This window comes from Nocardia sp. XZ_19_231, assembly GCF_015355705.1.
GTDB lineage: Bacteria > Actinomycetota > Actinomycetes > Mycobacteriales > Mycobacteriaceae > Nocardia > Nocardia salmonicida.
Genome location: NZ_JACUZI010000002.1, coordinates 941,689 through 961,344, shown reverse-complemented (window position 1 = coordinate 961,344; position 19,656 = coordinate 941,689). Strand labels below are relative to the sequence as shown.

Genomic DNA, 19,656 nt, shown 5'->3' with positions numbered 1-19,656 from the left:
AGTCCTGACCTCCCTTACCAGACGTAGGCGAGGACTTCGCCCCCGACGCCCTGCTTGGACGCCTGACGGTCGGTGAGCAGACCAGTCGACGTGGAAATGATCGCCACGCCGAGGCCGCCGAGGACCTTGGGCAGGTTGGTGGACTTCGCGTACACACGCAGACCCGGCTTCGAGACGCGACGCAGGCCCTGCAGGCTGCGCTCACGGCTGGGGCCGTACTTCAGATCGACGACGATGGCCTTGCCAACGGTCGCGTCTTCGGTGCGGTAATCGGCGATGTAGCCCTCACGCTTGAGGATCTCGGCGATGTTCACCTTGATCTTCGAGTGGGGCGCCTTCACCTGATCGTGGTACGCCGAGTTGGCGTTGCGCAGACGCGTCAAGAAGTCTGCGATCGGATCAGTCATGGTCATGGTTAGACCTCGACACCTTTCTCGCTGCGGTTCCCATACAACATCTCCCGCACGCTCGCGCGCAGGTGATCGTGGGCCTACAACAATTCGGCTGGTCCGGTCGGCACTTGCCGACCGGATGAGTTCTCTTGCGAGCTCTCGGCGCCTGGCACGGTCCCACTCACGCCGGAGCGCGCAGCGGACACAGATCTGCCCAGGCAACCGGTCTAGTGTAGGCAATGCCGTGGTCAGGACCAAACCCGGGGGCCGACGAACCGGGGCGATATCCGTCACGCGGCCGTGTGATCGGCCTTCGCGCCCGTCATGTAGGTGATCAGGATCGCCGAGGCCGAGACACCGGCGGCGACGATCAGCATCATCTCACCACCCACCACCATGCTCATCAAGCCACCGAGCAGAGCGCCGACAGCGAAGGCCGCGTACTGCAGGCCGTAGCCGAGCCAATCGCGCGCGCTACCGCCGCTGACGTGGCTTTCGATGCCCTGACTCAGCTTCACGACCGTTCCGGTGGCATAGCTGAGCGGAACGCTGGTCTCGCCGTTCTTGACGAACGCGGTGTTGAGCGCACCCACCGCGAAGGCGACGAACGCGATCGGGATGAACCCCACCTCCGGCCCGCCGGTGCGGTCGAGGGCGTAGTCGACGACCGCGGCCACGGCGAGCGCCACGGTGGTCACCACGGACGCGCCGTAGTGACCACTGCGCCACAACCGCCGCCGGAGCATCGAGGCCACGAACACGCCGAGTCCGAACGAGATAAGCAGCGTAATAGCCCCGGTGGCCAGCAGTTGATCATTGTCGAACCAGCCGAGAACGGCGCGCTCGGTATTACCGGTCATGAATGTCACGAAATATCCGGCGGAATGCGTATATGCGGCGGCGCCGATAAATCCGGCCAATATCGAAAGAAATGCCACCATCGGCATCGCGCCCGCGGGAATCCCACGTAGCGGCGCCCGGTGGGCCACGTCACGAGGCTTGTTTTCTGTGGTCAGGGTCACATTTTCACATCCTCTGCATTTACTCGGCAAGGGATCGACACTGACACCCATCTGCACGCTGCATTGTTACGCAACGACCTCGACAGTAGCCACGAAATTAATTTCCGACCAGCTCGGAGATCACATTCTCGGGAAAGACACAGGATTATGAGGTGTCGGCAATGCCGAAGTAACCGAGAAATCGAAATCAATTCCGTCTACGCCTACGCGCGACCTGCGACGATGCCGCCGCGGGATGGCGGCTGATCCACACCGTCGATCGAATTGTGTTCGATACCAACCACTTTGCGTTCGTGAGCGCTGCTCACGAGTGTGGTAGCTTCGCGAGGTTCGTCGGATCTGCGCAGGAGGCTCGGCCGTTGTCTTCCCACTGTGCGCGCCGCCGGGGCTCGGCTTATCTGCTCGCCGTACTGCTCGGGATCGGCGCGCTCGTCACACCCGCGCGTGCTTCGGCCGATCCCTACGTCGACCAGCTCGCCGACGCGGCAGCTACCCCGACGCTGGGGTGGGAGGGTTGCGCGGATGGATTCGAGTGCGCGTTGGCTCAGGTGCCGCTGGACTACAACAGCCCGCAGGCGGCGCAGATCGACCTGGCTGTCATCAAGTTGCCCGCATCTGATCCCGCTCGGCGCATCGGAACACTGTTCGTCAACTTCGGTGGGCCGGGGCCGTCCGGCGTCGACCGCCTCCGCGAACGGGCCCGCTGGCAGTGGCTGTTCTCCGACGAACTGCGCGCCCGGTTCGACCTGGTCTCCTGGGATCCACGCTCGGTCTCGCGCAGCGCGGGCACACAGTGCTTCCCCAGCGCCGCCGAGGAGGACGCGTACCTGGGTTCCTTCCCCGGCACCCCCACCGATCCGCGCGACGAGCCCGCGTTCTTCGCCGCCTCCGCCGATATCGCCGCCCGCTGTGCCGAAAACGCGGGTCCGATCCTGCACCACGCCTCCACCGCGAACACCGCCCGCGACCTGGACCTGCTGCGCCGCGCGGTCGGTGACGAGTCCCTGACCTACCACGGCATCTCCTACGGCACCCAGGTCGGCGCGGTCTACGCCAACATGTTCCCCGGCCGGGTCCGCGCGATGGCGTTCGACGGTTCCCTCGACTTCGAGGGCAATGTCAACGGCCACGGCTCCGACGGTGTGAACCTGCCCCTCGATACCCGCCAGGGCGTGGCCGCGGGCATCGCCGAAACCTTCGACACCTTCCTGCGCGACTGCTCGGCCGCGGGCCCACGCTGCGCGTTCGCCGAGGGCGACCCGAAACTCAAGTGGATTGCGCTGGCCGAACGAGCGCGCCTGGCCCCGATCACGGTCGACGGCACCCCGTGGACCTTCTCCCAGATAGTGAGCGCCGCGGGCAGCCTCTCCCGCCCCGAGACCTACCCCGACCTGGCGACTTTCCTCCAAAGCCTCTTCGACGCGGCAACGGTGCTTCCCGCCCGGGTCCCCGACGCCCTCTTCGCCGAGAACCACCCCGCCAACCGCGTCGAGGCCTTCTACTCGATCCAATGCTCCGACAGCACCGTCCCCACGGACCCCGCCGTCTACAGCAGAGTGGCCGCGGCCGAAGACCTCCAGTCGCGCTACTTCGGGCGCACCGCCGTCTTCAACGCCACCCCCTGCGCCTTCTGGCAGGCCGAGGACCGAGACCGCTATACCGGCCCGTGGAACCGCGAAACCGCCGCCCCGATCCTCGTCCTCAACAGCCGATACGACCCGGCCACCCCACTACAGGGCGCCAAAGCCGGTGCGGCCCAACTGAACCGGGCCCAGGTAGTCGTCATCGAAGGCGCGGGCCACAGCTCCATGTACGTCCAGAGCACCTGCGCCGAACACCTCAAACGCGACTACCTGTTCACCGCCCAACTCCCGCCCGCCGGCGTCAGCTGCGGAATCGACCGCTCTCCGTTCAGCTGAACAGGCAGAGCAGGTCGTAGAGCGGCGGCTTCTCCACGCTGCCCGTGGAGAACAACAACTGCGCGATCGGCGAACAGATCAACTGCGTCTCCGACGACCCCGATCCACCCCCGGACCCGGAACCGCCGCTGGGGGCGGCGGATGCAACAGCAGGCGCCCCGAGGAGCGCGACGGAAAGAACAGCGACTGTGGCGAACTTCTTCATGCGCTCAGAGAACACACCGACAGCCATCCTTGGAGTGAAATGCAAACATTTCATCCAACTTGATGACACTCCACAATCCCGAATAGCGCCGGATAGACGCACAAAGGCACGGACTCCCGTCGGAAGTCCGTGCCTTCGTCGATATTTCGCCTAGGCGGCGGGTGCGCTCACGAGGAGCGCAAGCTCACCAGGAGCTCTTGTGCACGCCCGGGAGCTCACCGCGGTGCGCCATTTCGCGGACGCAGATGCGGCACAGGCCGAACTTGCGGTAGACCGCGTGCGGGCGACCGCAACGCTGGCAGCGGGTGTAGGCGCGGACGGCGAACTTAGGCTTGGCCTCCGCCTTGATGCGCAGTGCTTTCTTAGCCATGTGCTCAGTTCTCCTTGAACGGGAAGCCGAGGTGCTTCAGCAGCGCGCGGCCTTCTTCGTTGTTGGTCGCGGTGGTGACCACGGTGATGTCCATACCGCGCGGGCGGTCGATGGAATCCACGTCGATCTCGTGGAACATCGACTGCTCGCTGAGGCCGAACGTGTAGTTGCCGTTGCCGTCGAACTGCTTCGGCGACAGGCCGCGGAAGTCGCGGATACGGGGCAGCGCGATGGACACGAGACGGTCCAGGAACTCCCACATACGGTCGCCACGAAGGGTGACCTTCGCGCCGATCGGCATGCCCTCACGCAGCTTGAACTGCGCGATCGACTTGGTGGCCTTACGGATTTCGGGCTTCTGGCCGGTGATCAGCTCGAGGTCCTTGACGGCACCGTTGATCAGCTTCGCGTCACGGGCGGCGTCGCCGACACCCATGTTCACGACGACCTTGACGACGCCAGGGATCTGCATCACGTTGGCGTATTCGAACTCGCCGTTCAGCGCGTCCTTGATCTCGGCGCGGTAGCGCGCCTTCAGCCGGGGCTGAGTCTGCTCAGAGGTGGTCATGTCAGATGTCCTTCCCGTTTTTACGGGAGATCCGGACGCGCTTGCCGGACTCTTCGTCGGTGCGGTAGCCGACGCGAGTCGGGTTACCGTCGGAGTCGACGACCATCACGTTGGAAACCTGGATGGGGGCTTCCTGGGTGACGATGCCACCCGAGGACGCGCCACGCTGGTTCGCGGAATCCGCGACGTGCTTCTTGATACGGTTCACGCCTTCGACGAGAACCTTGCCGGTCGCCGGGAAAGCCTGAATGACCTTGCCCTTGGCGCCCTTGTCCTTGCCCGAAATGACGAGCACGGTGTCACCCTTGTGCACCTTCATAGTCAGAGCACCTCCGGGGCCAGCGAAACGATCTTCATGAAGCGCTTGTCACGCAGCTCGCGGCCGACCGGGCCGAAGATGCGGGTGCCACGAGGGTCGTTGTCCGGCTTGATCAGCACGGCAGCGTTCTCGTCGAACTTGATGTAGGAACCGTCCGGACGACGACGCTCCTTGGTCGTGCGAACGACGACAGCCTTGACGACGTCGCCCTTCTTCACGTTGGCGCCGGGGATGGCGTCCTTCACGGTGGCGACGATGATGTCACCGATACCGGCATAGCGACGCGACGAGCCACCGAGCACGCGGATGCAAAGGATTTCCTTCGCTCCGGTGTTGTCGGCGACGCGCAGTCGCGACTCCTGCTGAATCACTTCAGCACCTCCTGGACCTGGATGTATACGTACGCCGGATTGCCGACCCGACGCACATGGTCAGTCACCCTCCGGACGCGCGCCTGCCAGCGGAAATACCTTCCACTGGGGGTTCACTGCCGGATTGCGAGGGCATAGCTCCCGCAGGCAACCGTTCTAGTGTAGGTGAAGCTCCGGGACGATCCCAACCGGGGTGCCAAGGCCGACCCGTTCACAGCCGACTCACTCGACGCACGGGTGAGCCAGGGTAACGAGTGCCGAACCGCGGTCAGCCGCCGCCGGACTCATCGTCGATCTCGGCCAAGAGATACTGCCCGGGCACGAACTCCGATTCGGTCGGCGACTTGCCATCGGTGCTGGTAATCCAGGCGAGATCGATATACGCGTGATCGGACAGACCATCCAAGGCCGCGAGTGAGATTTCGGCCGTACCGCCGCCCGGCATCGGGACCGACCCCCGGAAGCCGCCGAACTGCTCTCGCCACTGCGCGAGGGTTCGCCCACCCGGCCGATCAGGCATCTCCCGCAGCACCTTCTCGTCGTAGTGCACGACACTCGCGACTATCCAGATTTTCGCCACGACATCCCCCTCGGTCACCGTGCCAGCGATCCTACCGACCCGATACAGACCAAACAGTTCGAAGGGCCTGGGTGCCGACGGTGACGATCTGAACGCGGGCAGCGGACCTGCGAACCGGCGACGGGGAGCTCGGGCAGCGCCTCCTGACGACAGCGGCCGAGCGAGGCCCGATCAGGGCTTCGCTCGGCCGCTACTCGACCAGGTCGAGGTTGTATCAGCCCGCTACCGGTGCCAGTTCCCACGGACCGTCACCCGTGAGGGTGAGGACTTGGGTGTGGTGCTGGTCGACCGTGCTGCGGTGGGCCACCGAGACGATGATGGTGTCCGGCACCTCGGTGCGGAGCAGGCTGTACAGGGAGTACTCCAGACCCTCGTCGACGGCGGAGGTCGCCTCGTCGAGGAAGACCACCTTGGGGCGGATCAGCAGGATACGGGCGAAGGCCAAGCGCTGCTGCTCGCCCGGGGACAGGATCTTCGCCCAGTCATCCTCCTCGTCGAGCCGGTCGACGAGGTGGCCGAGGTGGACCTTGTTGAGAGCTTCGCGCAGCATGTCGTCGGTGACATCGCCCGGCTTGACCGGGTATTCGACCGCGCTGCGCAAATCGCCCAGCGGAAGGTAGGGCATCTGGGACAGGAACAACGTCTCGGTCCCTGGCGGACGGCCGATCTCGCCGTCGGCGTACGGCCACATCTGCGCCAGCGCGCGCAGCAACGTGGTCTTGCCGCTGCCCGAGGCGCCCTTCACGACCAACGCGTCGCTGGGGACGAGTTGCAAAGTCAGGTCATCGATGAGCACTTCACCGTCCGGCTTGCGGACATCGACCTTGTCGAGGCGTACCGCGTCGTCCAGATCGGTGGCGGCGAGCTTGGGCAGGTCGCGGGATTCCTTGCTGGCGATCATGAGTCCGTCGAGACGGATGAGGGACGCCCGGTAGGCGGCGAAGTCGTCGTAGGACTCACGGAAGAACGACAGCGAGCTCTGGATCTCACCGAAAGCCGAAGCCGTCTGGTTCATCCCGCCCAGAGTCACCGCGCCGCTGAAGAAGCGCGGCGCTTGAATGAGGTATGGGAAGAGATAAGCGGATTGGCCGACGACAAAGTTCCAGCCGGCGAACTTGAGGTACCGGTAGACATAGGACCACTGCACCTGGATCACCTGGTCGAAACGACTGAGCAGGCCGGTCCTTTCGGCGTCCTCACCGCGGTAGAACGCCACGCTCTCGGCCGAATCACGCACGCGCACCAGCGCGTAACGGAAGTTGGCGTTCATCCGCTCGATCAGGAAGTTGATCCGGATCAGCGGGTGGCCGATCCAGAAAGCGATCGCTGTCGAAACGAGGACGTAGGTGAGCACGATGACCAGGGCGGCCCGGGGAATGGTGACCCCCAGAATCGTCATCGGCCCGGACAGATCCCACAGGACCTTGGTGAACGACACGACCGAGACCACCGCCTCGACCGCACCGAGAGCCAGCGCGCGGGACTGCTGCGTGAACGTGTCGGTGTCCGCCTGAATTCGCTGGTCGGGGTTGTCGATGGTGTTGTCGATGAACCGGGAGCGGTAGAAGGCGCGGCCACGAGTCCAATCGCCGGTGACGCGCTCGGTCAGCCACACCCGCCAGCGGATATCGAACGCCAGCTTGGCGTACAGATACACGAGCTCTTTGACCATCCAGATGGTGATCAACAGCGTGAACAGCTTCGCGGAGTCCCAGAACCCGGATTTGGCTTCCGAAATCCCCGCCTCGTCCCCAGCTTTCAGTGCGGACGCACCGAACTGGAACGAGCTGAACATGTCGTTGCCCCAGTAGCTGAGCAGCACGCTCAGCCGGACACTCAACAATGCCATGATCAGCAGGGCAGCTATGAACAGCCAGGTCCGCCAGGCTCCGGGGCCACGGAAGTAGTCACCGCTGACGGACCAGAACTGGCGACCCCACTTCGTCAGCCTGAGCAGCAGTGCGGCGATGACCACGAACGCCACCGCGGTGATGAGGAAGGCGATCCCGAGCCATTTCAGACTCTCGAACCACTCGACGCTCCAGTCTCTAGACGTCTCCACGCACGCATCCCATCCCTGACGGCCGAAATTCGGCGCAGTCTAACCCGCCGAACCGGTCTTCGCCGGGCCGCAGCTCGGCCCATCGATTGACCACCTAAAACCGACGTAGGTTAGCCTTGGCTGACTTATGCTGAGACAGGCCGTCAGGGCCGCTCGAGGAGCACTCCTCGAGGTAGAAGGGACGCAAATGACTGCTCGGACCTCACGCGGGTGGCGCCGCACGGCGGTGGCCGTGCTGGCAGGCGCGCTCGCCTTCGGCGGTGTCACGGCCTGTAGCTCATCCGACGAGTCGTCGACCGGTGGGGAAGCGGTGACCATCACCCACGCCCGTGGCGAAACCAGCGTCCCCGGAACCCCGAAGAAGATCGTCGCCCTCGGCAACCAGTGGCTCGACACCTCGCTGGCGCTCGGCGTGGTCCCGGTCGGCTACATCGACAACGTCTCGGCGGTGTCCAAGAGCACCCCGCCGTGGACGCCGGAGTCGCTGAAGTCGGCCACCGCGCTCAACACCACCGGCAATATCGCCGAGCAGGTCGCGGCGCTGGAACCGGATCTGATCCTGGCCGACCCGTTCATCGCCGATCAGAAGACCTACGACGACCTGTCCAAGGTCGCCCCCACCCTGCCCGCGCTGACCAAGGACGCCGTCACCCCGTGGCAGGACCAGGTCACCGCACTGGGCAAAGTGCTGCACAAGGAGTCCGACGCGGGCGCGGTGATCAAGAAGGTCGACGACAAGGTCGCCGCCATCGCGACCGCCAACCCCGGCCTGAAGGGCAAGACCTTCGCCAGCACCTGGCTCGCGAGCCCCGCACAGCTGATGGTGCTGACCGACCCCAACGACGGTTCGGCCAAGGTGTTCACCGCACTCGGCATGGGCATCCCGGCCAACCTCACCGCGATGCCGGCCAACCAGGGCCGCTTGGCGCTGTCGCCGGAGAAGGTCGACGAGCTCACCGCCGACCTGCTGCTGGCCGGCTACTCCCCCGGCCTCGACGAGAAGTACCGGCAGCTGCCGGGTTACGCCGATCTGCCGTCGGTGCGCAAGGGTTCGGTCGTGTTCCTGACAACGCAGGAGATCAGCGCGATCAACCAGCCGAGCGCGCTGTCGGTGCCGTACATGCTGGACAAGCTCGAACCCGCGTTCGCCTCCGCCGCGAAATAGGTTCTGCCCCAGACCGGTTCTACCCCCGAGGATTTCACCGTGCTCGCCTCCGCTTACCCCGCCCAGACCCGCTTCGCCCTGCGCGCGGGCGTCACCTGCCTCACGACACCCGCAGGCGCGGTGCTGCTGAACCCGCCGCGCAACGAGAAGCTGACCGGTCTGGGCGCGGGGGCGCTGCAGGCGCTGAAAACCCTCAACCAGGGCCCGGCGACCGCGGCCGAAATGGCGACCGCGGCGGCGGGCGACGACATCACCGCGCTGATGCGCAAGCTCACCGACGGCGGCTGGCTCTCGGTGACAGTCCGCGACGGCGGCCGCGACCTCTACAGCATCCGCCCCTTCGCCGACCCCGCCCCTCGCCCCACGGTGGCCCTGCCCACCTGGTCGGCGACGCTGTCGAAATTCGCTGTCCTGCACCGTGACAACCAGGGCTTCGTGCTCGAACACCCGCAGGCGTGGTGCGATCTGCGCATCCACGACCCGCGCCTGCTCGCCCTGCTCGACGGTCCCCTCGCCGCCGATTCGCCGGTGCCCGCCGCCGTGAAGACCCAGTTCATGGCAGACCTGCAGTGGTGCGGTTTCCTGGTCGACGGCGACGAGGAGGAGCGCGAGTTCACCACCCGCTCCTGGAACACCCCCGACCTGTGGTTCCACCGCCGCAGCACCCTCGGCGCCCGCACGGTGACCTGGGACGACTTCGGCCCCACCCGCTGGGCCGACGGCCAGTTCCCCGAATTACCTCTGCGCCGTGCGTCATTCGCCGGTGACCCGATCGCCCTTCCGAAGCCGGACCTGGTGTCGCTGCGCGTATCCGACCCGAGCCTGGCCGCCGCCATCGAGGACCGCGTCTCCACCCGCTCCTTCGACGACGCCGCCCCCATCACCTCGGTTCAACTGGGCGAGTTACTGTTCCGCACCGCCCGCACCCGCGAGGACGGCTCCCGCCCCTACCCCTCCGGCGGCGGCGCCTACGAACTCGAGATCTACCCCGTGGTGCGCAATGTCGCCGGCCTGGAAAACGGCATGTACCACTACGACTCGACCGACCACGCCCTTCGCCAGGTCGCCCTCGCCGACGCCCCCGCCGTCCAGAAGCTCCTCAAATCCACCTCGGCCACCCTGGCAGGCGGCGCGCAACCCCAAGTCCTGCTGCTGGTTTCGGCCCGCGCGGGCCGCGTCATGTGGAGCTACGAACAGGTCGCCTACGCCAACATCCTCAAACACGTCGGCGTCCTCATGCAGACCGTCTACCTGGCCGCCACCGCCATGAACCTCGGCGTCGTCGCCCAAGGCTTCAGCGACACCTCCGCTTTCGCCGCCGCCACCGGGCTCGACGAACTCGAAGAGTGCAACGTCGGCAGCATCATCGTCGGCTCACCGGCCCGCTAGCGGTAGAGATCTACGTCACACCATGCAACCCTCGACGGGTCTCGCGCGTCCAACCATATGACGTGCATTCCGACAGATCGAGGGTCTCATGAACGAGGACTGGTCGGCGCCGACACCGGCGTCGAACAACGCTTTGCGCGCGCAGATCGATGCGATGCTGGATACCTTCACCGCTGAGAAATCGGCCCTGCTCGACGCTCGGGCCCAGGCCGGCCAGCTCGTGACCGCCTGGTCGGCGGACAGCTTGGTCCGCGCCTCCGGCACCATCGCGGGCATCTCGGAGGTCCACATCGAGCCGGACGCCTTCAAACGGTCGACCCCGGAATCCCTCGGCCGATCGGTGACCGAGGCGATCGCCCAGGTAGCCGCGCAAGCCGCCCAGACCCAACAACAAGCCCTCGCCCCGCTGTCGGACATGAGCGCGAACATGCCCGACCTCCCCGACCTGATCCCGGGCGCCCCCAGCATGAAAGACCTCATCGCCCAGCTGACCCCGCCACCACCACCGGCCCCCGAACCGGTCACGGACTCACCCCACAGTCTCGTCGATGACACCGACGACGAAGAAGGCGAATACTTCCGCAATCGCGGATACCTCCGATGAGCTCGCTGAAAGCCGACCCGCAAGCGCTGCGCGGCACTCAGCCGTCGTTCACCTCTGTCGCCGACACGATCACCACCGGCGCCCAGAAGCTGGCGGCCGTGATCGCGGCGGAGGGTGAGTGCTGGGGCAACGACGAGATCGGCCAGTCGTTCGCCAAGAACTACACCCCCGGTGTCGAGCCCGGTCAGAAGGCGGTGACCGGGCTGGCGACGGTGATGACCCAACTCGGCGAGAACATGGTCACCGTCGCCGAGGCGTTGCAGGCCCAGGACACGACGCGCGCCGGTGAAATCGACAAGGCCACGGGGTCGCTGTAAATGGGCATCGAGATCCCCGACGAGCTCGCCTGGGTAGCCAAGTACATTCTCGGCGCGGGTGATTGGCCCGAAGGTGACGAAACGGCGATGCGCCGAGTCGCCGACGGGTGGACCGCCATGGCGAACACCCTCGACACGATCGACGACAACGCCGCCCTCGCACTGAACGCCGCCTTGACTGCGCTGTCCGAAGGCGAAACCCACACCGCCATCACCGCTTACCGCGACAAATTGCTGTCGGGCGACGAAGCGACCTTCACCGCTGTTCGCAAGTGGTGCGAAAAACAGGCCGAGCTGCTCGAAGACGGCGCCAACGATATCGAGCACACCAAACTGGTGATCATCGCGACGATGATCATCGCCGCGGTGGAAATCGGTGCGGCGATCGCGACCTCGTGGACGGGTATCGGCGCCGTGGCCGGTGTGGCCGCGCGGGTCGCCGCCCAAGTAGCGGTGCGCGTGGCGATCAGACAGCTCATCGCCCGCATGCTCACCCGCGGCGCCGCGAAGGCAGCCGCCCGGTTGGCTCTGCGTGGCGCCGCGTTCGAAGCACTCGAAGAAGGCGGCACCGATCTCGGCGCACGGCTGATCCAGGTAGCCAAGGGCGACCGCTCCAGCGATAAATTCGGCTGGACCGATCTGGGCCTCGCCACCTTCGGCGGCGCAGTCGGAGGCGCGGCAGGTGGCCTGCTCGGCGGCGGCACCGGCGCGCTCGGCGATGTCGCGTCCTCTACCGCGGGCAAACTCGCAGGCAAGGTCGTCGGCGGCACCGTCACCGAACTAGGCGCCGATCTCTCCGCCCAAGTCGCCACCGCAGGCGTCGGCGCGGCCTTCCTCGGCCAGGAATTCAAGCTCGATGTCGGCGTGGACACCTTCACCAGTGCTGGAGCAGGTGGCGTTCAGAGCGCGCTGGAATCCAGCAGCCACGGCGGAAACAGCACCGCCCCCACCGTTCCCGATCTGGGCACCGACGTTCCAGGCTCCACCACGCCCGCGGGGACCGATACCCCCTCCGGCGATCAGAGCCCGAACGGATCCGGCAGCACCAGTCCGAACGCGCCGACAAGTCCGAACACCGGCGACACCGGCGGGTCCACGAACCCAGCATCCACCACTCCTACCGGGGACGGCGCGACCCCGCAAAACGGTTCGCCCGATACCTCGGCACCGGGAGAATCCGCACCCACGAGCCCGAATGACAACGGCACGAGCGGAACTCCGCCCACTGCCGACTCCGCACCATCGAACCCGAACAACAACGGATCCACCGGAACGCCCGACGCCGGGGAAACCGCATCCTCGTCCACCGGATCCCCCGCCGACGACACGACGCCGGCCAGCCCGAACGGCAACGGGTCCAACCCGACCCCACCAAGCGGCGACACCACACCATCGAACCCGACCAGCGACACCCCCACTGGGACCCCCCATAGCGGCGACTCACCGACGGCTCCGAACAGCAACGCCCCAACCGAAACGCCGTCGACCGGCGACACCGCACCCTCGGACAACCCCGCGACCACACCCCCCACCGGCTCATCTCTGGACCTACCGACCCAGAATTCCCAGCCGAGCACCCACATCGACAACGGGCCGACGAATACCACTGTTGGACAACAGAATCCGACCCCGAGTGACAACGGGCAATCGAACACCACACCGGCGAATCCTCAACCCACACCAGTACCGGCAGCACCCACCGGCCCGACCGTCACGCCCGACTCGACCGCCCAACAACCGACCACGGCGAACCCCGTAGCAACCGCCACTACCCAGGAGTCGACTCCTCAGCAATCGCCGACCTCGACTCCCGCCGCAACCACCAATTCACCGACCCTCACCTCGACCCAGCCGTCAACCCCGACGAACAACCCCACACACTCCGACACCACCCGTCCGTCGTCCACTGACACATCGACCGCGACCGCCACCACAGCCACGGCTCCCCCAACTCAAACCGTCAATTCCACAACAACACCCACCACGTCGACCCCACCGCCCACCACCTCACCGACGTCCGCGCCGGCACCCCCGATCAGCCAAATCCCAACGTCAGCAACGTCATCCGCCAGTCCGACGACAACACCTCCGGCAGCAACCGGATCCCCGAACACACCGCATTCGACCCCATCAACGACACCGTCATCGCTGCCTCAACAGCAGCAGTCTCTCGGCACCGGTCCCACTTCGCCGAACTCACCGAACACCCACCAACCATTCGGTCCCAACCCCACACCGACCAGCAGTCCCAGTACACCGAACACCACCAACCAGCCGCCCCGAAGTCAGGCTCGCGAACTCCGAGAATCGCTGCGCAACCTGCCATCTCAGGACGGCCGCACCACCGCGGTCGACGCCAATCGAAGCCCATTCGTCCAGCGTCCGCCGGCCTACCGAATCCGCCGCTTCCACCTGGGCGGCAATCAGTGGGTTGCCGTCGCCACGATCCGCGCGCACATCCCTAACGCCCACTCGATGTCGCCCAGCGAATTACACCAAGCGATGGAGAGCATCCAGGCGACCGTTGACGCGACCTTCAACAACGGCAGTCCCCTGCTCAGCGGTGACCGATTCCTGGTCGATGTGGAGTTCATGACCGATCCCGCGGCTGCCGACACAGTCCTGGATCCCAGTCGGCCTGCCGACATCGCCAACGCGCTCCGCGACCACATGGGGTTGTTCCCCGCGCCGCCCGGACAGCTCCTGAGCCCGAGCGATCTTCGCGAGATCAGCAATGACATCGCTCGCGCGAATACGCCTTCGAGAATCGCTGATCCCGCGGATTCCCGGGTGGTCGATCATCGCGAACTCGCCGACGTCGAGGATCCCCTGCATCAGACTCGGATCGAAGACTCGCTTCGCGCGGGTAACGGCTTCATCCAGGGCGCCGACCCACGCACCCATCCGTACGGGCAGTTGACCAACGACGGCGGGCGCACTGTCCCGGGCCGCGGCAACAACTGCCTCGACTGCTCGCTTTCCGCCTTGTCATCGTTCTTCGGCCTGCCTCGAGTGTCCGCGCCCCGGTGGCCCGACCAATTGCCGAATGGCCAGCTGGACAACGTGTCAGGAGAGTGGAACGGCCATAGCCGTGCGGCAGCCTGCCTGGGCGCGAACTGGGCGTCGTATTCTGGAATGCCGATTCCGGACCAGTACCAGGCATTGCACAACCACATCGCCGGCCTCGGCCCTGGTTCCGCGGCCATGGTCGGGACCAGGTGGCATGCGCGTGATCAGAACGGCAACAAGCTCTACAACAACGACGGCTCACCTGTGTTCCGCGGCGGGCATGCGACAGTGATCGTCTTCCCACCGGGAGCGGCAGGCCCGGTGTGGTGGGATCCGCAGTCCGGGCAGACATTCGATGCTCCACCGGCATACCTGACCAACGACTCGGCGGCGTTGGAGTGCATACCCATCGACGCAAACGGAGGATCTCCCCATGGCGGAACCAGTACCCACCCGGGAACAGGCCAGACATTTGCTGGCCCAAGTGTTCGGTCCGAGCCAGGAGTACAGCATCCTGGAGAGCAAGCACGGCTGGGTATGTCAGCCGATGCTGTCGCCGGAGGAGGACGCCCAGAGGGGAATGGGCTTGGGGAATTACGTGATCAACAAACATACGGGGGTGATCACGGCGCACTCGAGCATGGCGATGCCGGTGATCGCGGAGGAGTTCGACGCGACGACGGAAGCGGGCCTACCACCCCAGGGCTACCAGATCCATCCGAAACAGCGCCGAATTCACCTGACTCGCCGGTTCGAGGACCAGAACACGATCGTGTACCGAGTACACCTGACCTTCTTGGAGAGCCCGGACGATCCGGGAATGACTCAGGAAGTCGAGATCACCAAGAATCCGATCCGTCACCGGCCCACGGACCGAGTCTCAGCGGTGGCGACATCATGGGCGTACGAGCAGAGCCGGAACACGGGGACGTGGCCCGCGGAGGGAACGATCGAGCAGTAACGCGGGCTTCGGACACCAACCCGTCGACCTCGTCTCCCGCAACTTCCACACCACCGGCGGCCAGTCCTACGTCACCAGCACCTGTCAACAGCACAACGCCCGCTTCTCACCAGTCGTCTACGTCATCGCAACCAACGCCGACCACAGCAAACATACCGACTCCGGCGATCCGACCGACACCGTCGGCGGCCCCGTGGAACACGCCGACGACCAGTCCGAGCCCCGGCACCATACCGACACGAGCTTCCACACAGCCCGGTCCGGAGCCGACAGCGCAGCGGCAGACAACAACAGCGACTCGATCCTCCGGCCCCGTCGAACCGTCGAACGCCCGAGGGACCTCGCCGATCCCGACCAATGGCGGGTCTCATCCGCCCTCACAGCCGTCGTCGCCGATCTCCACACCGACGCCACAACAGATAAATAACGCGAACCAGTCGCGTGTCGCCCGCGACAACCTCCGGACTCAACAGCCCGACGGCGGCATACAGCCGGTGACCGATCCGAACGGGCGTCCACGCTTCACGGTGGGCAGATACGCCACCGCACTAGGCGCCCCGGTATCCGTTCTACGTATTACAGTTCGCGTGGTCGGCGGAGGAAACCTCTCCCCCGCAACCGTCAATGCGCTGATTGAACGTGCCCAGCTCGCTGTTGATCTGCACTTCAACAGCGGCAGCCAGCTATTGTCTGGCGACTGGATGATGGTCGATCTCGTTCCAGTCACTGGACCCGGCGCTGACATGACCGTTGATTTGGACCCCGGCGGCCCCGAAAGCATAAGCCCCGCAACAGAACTCGCTGCGCTCACTACGCTGTTGCGACAGCAGATCGGGTTGGCAGACAACGGCGGCACGGCCCTGAATGCAAGCGACCTTCAAGGGCTGAGCAACAGCATCGCTCAGGCAGGCCAGGTCTCTCCGCCTTCGTTGGATGAGGTCGACATCGGCCATCCAGGACTATATGACCGTGCCGGAAACGTTGCGCCGACCCCAGTACCCCCGCTTCAGAACCCCGCAGGATGGATAGGATCCATCAATCCAGGCTATCCGCACGTCACAGGTACTGATAACAATTGCGGTGACTGCACACGCGCATCTGAGATGCGATGGCGCGGCATCGAACCCCAAGCAGGGCGCAATACGGATCCGCACGGAGACGGTGAGCCCAACTCGTGCATGGATGACTGGGAGCGAGGCGAAAGAATTACTGCAACATTCCAAGAAATCCAAGATACGCTGTCGCAACTCGGGCCGGGATCGAGCGCAATAGTCGGAGTCGATTGGCACGGCGGCGGAGGACATTGGTTCAACGCTTTCAATGTCGAAGGCGTCCCTATGGCATCTGACTCCCAAAACTCCACACTGGAGCCGTGGCCGCCGTCGGACCAGGGGGTGGGATACGATGAAAGTGACGCGAGATCAATTGATGTCATGTACATCGATGCTGATGGAAATCACCTGAGGGAAAGTGAGCTACCATGATAAATGAGTCCGGCGCCAGAGAAATTGCGTCCAAATTTTTGGATTCCGAAGAATTCGATTTGGTCGAGTTCGACGCAGGTTGGCGGATTGTCCGCGCGGTTCAAGGCCGAGGTGCGACCAGCCTTGTAGTAGAACGCGATACGGCGACGCTCGTCAGCTTTCCCTCCTCCATCCCTCCTCGACGCATCGAGTCCAGTTACGTCGACGTACGCTCCGTCGGGCACCGATACGATGCTGAAAATTAGCCGAACCGATGGAAGTGGTTGAAATCCGGTCATCGTCAGTCATAAAACATCGGCCGGTACGGTCAGCGCATCGGGATGTGGATTAGCGCAGGTGTGAGATGGAGTTCGAGTGATAACGACTTGGTCGGGGACAATTACGTCCATCTTCTATCCAATCCAATTCGAACACGAACTGAGCGACGACCTGGTCGGCAGAATTGCGAACGCGCTCATCGTGGAACCGATCGGAACGATGACCGCCGAGGAAGAGTACTCGATCCTCTGCACCGGACTGAGAAATCATTCTCCCTTGCCGACTGTCGTGGAAATGAAGCAGAGCCCCCGTGAGCTGTTCCAATTTCTGAGCCGTGTTGTCGAACGTATGGACGCACTGCGCCCCTGGGCCCATCCAGAGTACGTACGGCTTCCCAGCGAGTGGCTTTCCGCCTTCGAACACACACAACCGATCGCGCGCATCGCGCTGTCGTCGAACAATGTCTCAGCTCGACTCGCCCGCGGGTTCTTTCCTACCGACAGCGATGACTCCTTCCTGCTGCTACGCCTCCGATCAGGTGCCGTCATCGGATTGTTCTCGCCCTATTGGAAGGGGAGCGATGATGTCATGGTTGCCAACGGAAGCCCGGACCGAGACCCCATGGACGTCCTTCGCGAGCTCGTCGGAACGGGACGATTGGACTGGCGGAATATCTTCCTACTCGGCAGCGAGGATCCCCGGTCCTCACCACTTTCTACGCGATACGAAACGACACCGATCACTTCCCCGTTCTGGGGCGAACACCTTGTCGGAAATTCCGTTTGGGCAGGCAAACAAGTCAAATATCTCGATGGCGAAGAACGCTGGAGATTTAAACTGTTCCGCGACGGCGGATTACTTCGTGACTTCGAACGAAATTTGTTCGACACCACGTCTGCACAAACCTTGTGGACTCCACAGGGAGGTCGAGCAATATTCGCCATGGACCATGACGGAAACCTGTATTCGGCGCCTTTTCATATCCTCGGAGAGTTCCATCATTCGAGCTTCCTGGCGGGAGCACCCGTCGCGGGAGCCGGGGAAATAGCAGCTCACCAGGGGAAAGTCCTCATGATCAGCGATCACAGCACCCACTACCGACCTGCCCGACGATTCACGCGACAGGTGCTGGACAGCCTGCGTCGCCATGGTGCGGAGATCGGCGACCACCAAGTTGAATATCACTCTCCTGTCTGATCGACGCGAACGGTGGCGTGGGTCGGCAGGAGTCGTCATGCCGACTCAGTTGGTGGAGAACGCGACCATCGCTCAGGCGGGGATCGGTTCGGTTCCGTCGAAGGGTGGGTAGGTGTCGCTGGTTGTGCGTTCGGCGGCGGCGATGTAGCCGGCCAGGGCTTCGCGGGATCGGGCGAGGCGGTTGATTTGGTCGTCGAGGCGGTGGAGGCGGGTTCGCATGGCGGACAGTAGGTCTGGGCAGGCGGGGAGGGTGGGGGTTTCGCCTTCTGCGCAGGGTAGGAGGTAGGCGATGTCTTCGGAGGACAGGCCCGCGCCGAGTAGGTGGCGGATCTGTTGGACGCGCAGCGGGGCGGTTTCGTCGTATTCGCGGTAGCCGTTCGGGCTGCGGTGCGCGGACATCAGGCCCTGTGCCTCGTAGTAGCGCAGTTGGTGGGTGTTGACGCCTGTGCGGGTACTCAGTTCGCCGATTCGCATCGCATCCTCGCTTGACCTTCATACCGGTATGAACGTTGATGATGCTGCCATGAACAACGCAACCGAAACACCTGTCACCGTCATCGGACTCGGGCTCATGGGTCAGGCGCTCGCCGGCGCGTTCCTCGCCACCGGACATCCCACCACCGTTTGGAATCGGACGCCTGCCAAGGCGGACCGACTGGTCGCCGAGGGTGCGCGGCTCGCGCCGACCATCGGTGACGCGCTACGAGCGGGCTCGATCACGATCATCTGCGTCTCCGACTACCCGGCCGTCCGTGAACTGTTCGATTCCACAGAGGTCGGCGGTACGACCTTGCTCAATCTGACCTCGGGCGAATCGGCCCAGGCCCGCGAGACCGCCCGCTGGTTCGCGCGGCGTGGCGCTCACTACCTGGACGGCGCGATCATGGCCATCCCGCAGGCGATCGGAACCCCCGACGCAGTGATTCTGCACAGCGGTCCACAGGCCGACTTCGATACCCATCAGTCAACGCTCGAGGCACTGGGCACCGTCACCTACCTCGGCGCCGATCACGGCCTCGCCTCCCTGTATGACGTGGCCGGCCTGACCATGATGTGGAGCGTCCTCAACGCCTGGCTCCAGGGCACCGCCATGCTCAGAACAGCTGGTGTCGACGCCGCGACGTTCGCCCCGTTCGCGCAGATGATGGCGGCCGGGGTGGCCACCTGGCTGCCCGGTTATGCCGAGCAGATCGACAACGGTTCCTATCCCGCCGAGGTGGCGGCCCTGGAGACCGACGCGCGAACGATGGCCCACCTGATCGAGGAGTGCGAGGCGCTCGGCGTCAACGCCGAACTGCCGAAGCTGATCAAGGCCATAGCGGACCGGTCGATCGCCGCGGGTCACGGCGGGGAACAGTATCCCGTGCTGATCGAAGAGTTCGCCAAACCCCACAGTGACTGACCGACACCGCGCGAACCACCGGGCGATCTCTGCCGGTCCTGTCGGACCACCGACACAGCCTG

The 19,656-nt window shown here is 64.7% G+C and carries 18 protein-coding genes; 8 read left to right on the top strand and 10 right to left on the bottom strand.

Annotated features, from left to right (window positions below; all coding sequences use genetic code 11):
* Positions 1-14: 14 nt before the first annotated feature.
* Both rpsH and IBJ82_RS11610 read right to left on the bottom strand, forming a co-directional pair.
* Entirely contained in the window at positions 15-413 is a 399-nt protein-coding gene (gene rpsH / locus IBJ82_RS11615) for a 30S ribosomal protein S8 (protein WP_194825885.1), read from the bottom strand.
* Between the two features lie 269 nt (positions 414-682).
* On the bottom strand, positions 683-1,414 hold the full coding sequence (locus IBJ82_RS11610) for a YoaK family protein (RefSeq protein WP_370585272.1): 732 nt from the start codon (positions 1,412-1,414) through the stop codon (positions 683-685).
* 359 nt (positions 1,415-1,773) lie between these two features.
* On the opposite strand from IBJ82_RS11610, the gene IBJ82_RS11605 reads away from it, so the two are divergent.
* The gene (locus IBJ82_RS11605; RefSeq protein WP_228536847.1) at positions 1,774-3,333 is read left to right on the top strand and encodes an alpha/beta hydrolase; all 1,560 of its coding nucleotides are present in this window, start codon (positions 1,774-1,776) and stop codon (positions 3,331-3,333) included.
* On the opposite strand, the gene IBJ82_RS11600 is transcribed toward IBJ82_RS11605, so the two are convergent.
* The 7 genes from IBJ82_RS11600 to IBJ82_RS11570 form a co-directional block, all read right to left on the bottom strand.
* Positions 3,326-3,538 carry a hypothetical protein gene (locus tag IBJ82_RS11600; protein ID WP_067448258.1) on the bottom strand — a complete coding sequence of 71 codons (213 nt, stop codon included), beginning with the start codon at positions 3,536-3,538 and terminating at the stop codon, positions 3,326-3,328. The genes IBJ82_RS11605 and IBJ82_RS11600 overlap by 8 nt on opposite strands.
* Positions 3,539-3,722: 184 nt before the next feature.
* Positions 3,723-3,908: a type Z 30S ribosomal protein S14 gene (locus IBJ82_RS11595; RefSeq protein WP_056818387.1), complete on the bottom strand. Its 186-nt coding sequence runs from the start codon at positions 3,906-3,908 to the stop codon at positions 3,723-3,725.
* 4 nt (positions 3,909-3,912) lie between these two features.
* Positions 3,913-4,476 carry a 50S ribosomal protein L5 gene (gene rplE, locus IBJ82_RS11590; RefSeq protein WP_056818389.1) on the bottom strand — a complete coding sequence of 188 codons (564 nt, stop codon included), beginning with the start codon at positions 4,474-4,476 and terminating at the stop codon, positions 3,913-3,915.
* A 1-nt stretch (position 4,477) separates the two neighbouring features.
* Positions 4,478-4,795 (bottom strand): 50S ribosomal protein L24, encoded by a 318-nt coding sequence (rplX, locus tag IBJ82_RS11585; RefSeq protein ID WP_056818391.1) that lies wholly within the window; start codon positions 4,793-4,795, stop codon positions 4,478-4,480.
* Positions 4,796-4,797: 2 nt separating this feature from the next.
* Positions 4,798-5,166 (bottom strand): 50S ribosomal protein L14, encoded by a 369-nt coding sequence (rplN, locus tag IBJ82_RS11580; protein ID WP_056818394.1) that lies wholly within the window; start codon positions 5,164-5,166, stop codon positions 4,798-4,800.
* Positions 5,167-5,434: 268 nt separating this feature from the next.
* Positions 5,435-5,764, bottom strand: coding sequence for a hypothetical protein (locus IBJ82_RS11575; protein WP_194825884.1), 330 nt, complete (start codon positions 5,762-5,764; stop codon positions 5,435-5,437).
* Between the two features lie 196 nt (positions 5,765-5,960).
* The gene (locus tag IBJ82_RS11570; protein ID WP_194825883.1) at positions 5,961-7,808 is read right to left on the bottom strand and encodes an ABC transporter ATP-binding protein/permease; all 1,848 of its coding nucleotides are present in this window, start codon (positions 7,806-7,808) and stop codon (positions 5,961-5,963) included.
* Positions 7,809-7,995: 187 nt separating this feature from the next.
* Between IBJ82_RS11570 and IBJ82_RS11565 the strand changes: the two genes are divergently transcribed.
* The 6 genes from IBJ82_RS11565 to IBJ82_RS11540 all read left to right on the top strand — a co-directional run bounded on the left by IBJ82_RS11565 (position 7,996) and on the right by IBJ82_RS11540 (position 18,192).
* On the top strand, positions 7,996-8,973 hold the full coding sequence (locus IBJ82_RS11565) for an ABC transporter substrate-binding protein (protein WP_194825882.1): 978 nt from the start codon (positions 7,996-7,998) through the stop codon (positions 8,971-8,973).
* 39 nt (positions 8,974-9,012) lie between these two features.
* Complete coding sequence (locus IBJ82_RS11560; protein ID WP_194825881.1) at positions 9,013-10,362, top strand: SagB/ThcOx family dehydrogenase; 1,350 nt, start codon at positions 9,013-9,015, stop codon at positions 10,360-10,362.
* Positions 10,363-10,450: 88 nt separating this feature from the next.
* On the top strand, positions 10,451-10,966 hold the full coding sequence (locus IBJ82_RS11555; RefSeq protein ID WP_194825880.1) for a YbaB/EbfC family DNA-binding protein: 516 nt from the start codon (positions 10,451-10,453) through the stop codon (positions 10,964-10,966).
* Positions 10,963-11,283, top strand: coding sequence for a type VII secretion target (locus IBJ82_RS11550; protein WP_056818405.1), 321 nt, complete (start codon positions 10,963-10,965; stop codon positions 11,281-11,283). Before IBJ82_RS11555 ends, IBJ82_RS11550 begins: the two co-directional genes overlap by 4 nt.
* Complete coding sequence (locus IBJ82_RS11545; RefSeq protein ID WP_194825879.1) at positions 11,284-16,737, top strand: toxin glutamine deamidase domain-containing protein; 5,454 nt, start codon at positions 11,284-11,286, stop codon at positions 16,735-16,737. It abuts the gene before it with no gap.
* 354 nt (positions 16,738-17,091) lie between these two features.
* Entirely contained in the window at positions 17,092-18,192 is a 1,101-nt protein-coding gene (locus IBJ82_RS11540; RefSeq protein WP_194825878.1) for a hypothetical protein, read from the top strand.
* 72 nt (positions 18,193-18,264) lie between these two features.
* On the opposite strand, the gene IBJ82_RS11535 is transcribed toward IBJ82_RS11540, so the two are convergent.
* Positions 18,265-18,666, bottom strand: a complete 402-nt coding sequence (locus tag IBJ82_RS11535) for a MerR family transcriptional regulator (RefSeq protein WP_194825877.1) — start codon at positions 18,664-18,666, stop codon at positions 18,265-18,267.
* Positions 18,667-18,715: 49 nt separating this feature from the next.
* On the opposite strand from IBJ82_RS11535, the gene IBJ82_RS11530 reads away from it, so the two are divergent.
* Positions 18,716-19,594, top strand: coding sequence for an NAD(P)-dependent oxidoreductase (locus IBJ82_RS11530; RefSeq protein WP_194825876.1), 879 nt, complete (start codon positions 18,716-18,718; stop codon positions 19,592-19,594).
* Positions 19,595-19,656: the final 62 nt, after the last annotated feature.

Coding starts and splice junctions, on each gene's coding strand:
- IBJ82_RS11550 (WP_056818405.1), top strand. CDS start 10,963: ATGAGCTCGCTGAAAGCCGACCCGCAAGCGCTGCGCGGCACTCAGCCG.
- IBJ82_RS11545 (WP_194825879.1), top strand. CDS start 11,284: ATGGGCATCGAGATCCCCGACGAGCTCGCCTGGGTAGCCAAGTACATT.
- IBJ82_RS11595 (WP_056818387.1), bottom strand. CDS start 3,908: ATGGCTAAGAAAGCACTGCGCATCAAGGCGGAGGCCAAGCCTAAGTTC.
- rplX (WP_056818391.1), bottom strand. CDS start 4,795: ATGAAGGTGCACAAGGGTGACACCGTGCTCGTCATTTCGGGCAAGGAC.
- IBJ82_RS11565 (WP_194825882.1), top strand. CDS start 7,996: ATGACTGCTCGGACCTCACGCGGGTGGCGCCGCACGGCGGTGGCCGTG.
- rpsH (WP_194825885.1), bottom strand. CDS start 413: ATGACCATGACTGATCCGATCGCAGACTTCTTGACGCGTCTGCGCAAC.
- rplE (WP_056818389.1), bottom strand. CDS start 4,476: ATGACCACCTCTGAGCAGACTCAGCCCCGGCTGAAGGCGCGCTACCGC.
- IBJ82_RS11530 (WP_194825876.1), top strand. CDS start 18,716: ATGAACAACGCAACCGAAACACCTGTCACCGTCATCGGACTCGGGCTC.
- IBJ82_RS11535 (WP_194825877.1), bottom strand. CDS start 18,666: ATGCGAATCGGCGAACTGAGTACCCGCACAGGCGTCAACACCCACCAA.
- IBJ82_RS11555 (WP_194825880.1), top strand. CDS start 10,451: ATGAACGAGGACTGGTCGGCGCCGACACCGGCGTCGAACAACGCTTTG.
- IBJ82_RS11600 (WP_067448258.1), bottom strand. CDS start 3,538: ATGAAGAAGTTCGCCACAGTCGCTGTTCTTTCCGTCGCGCTCCTCGGG.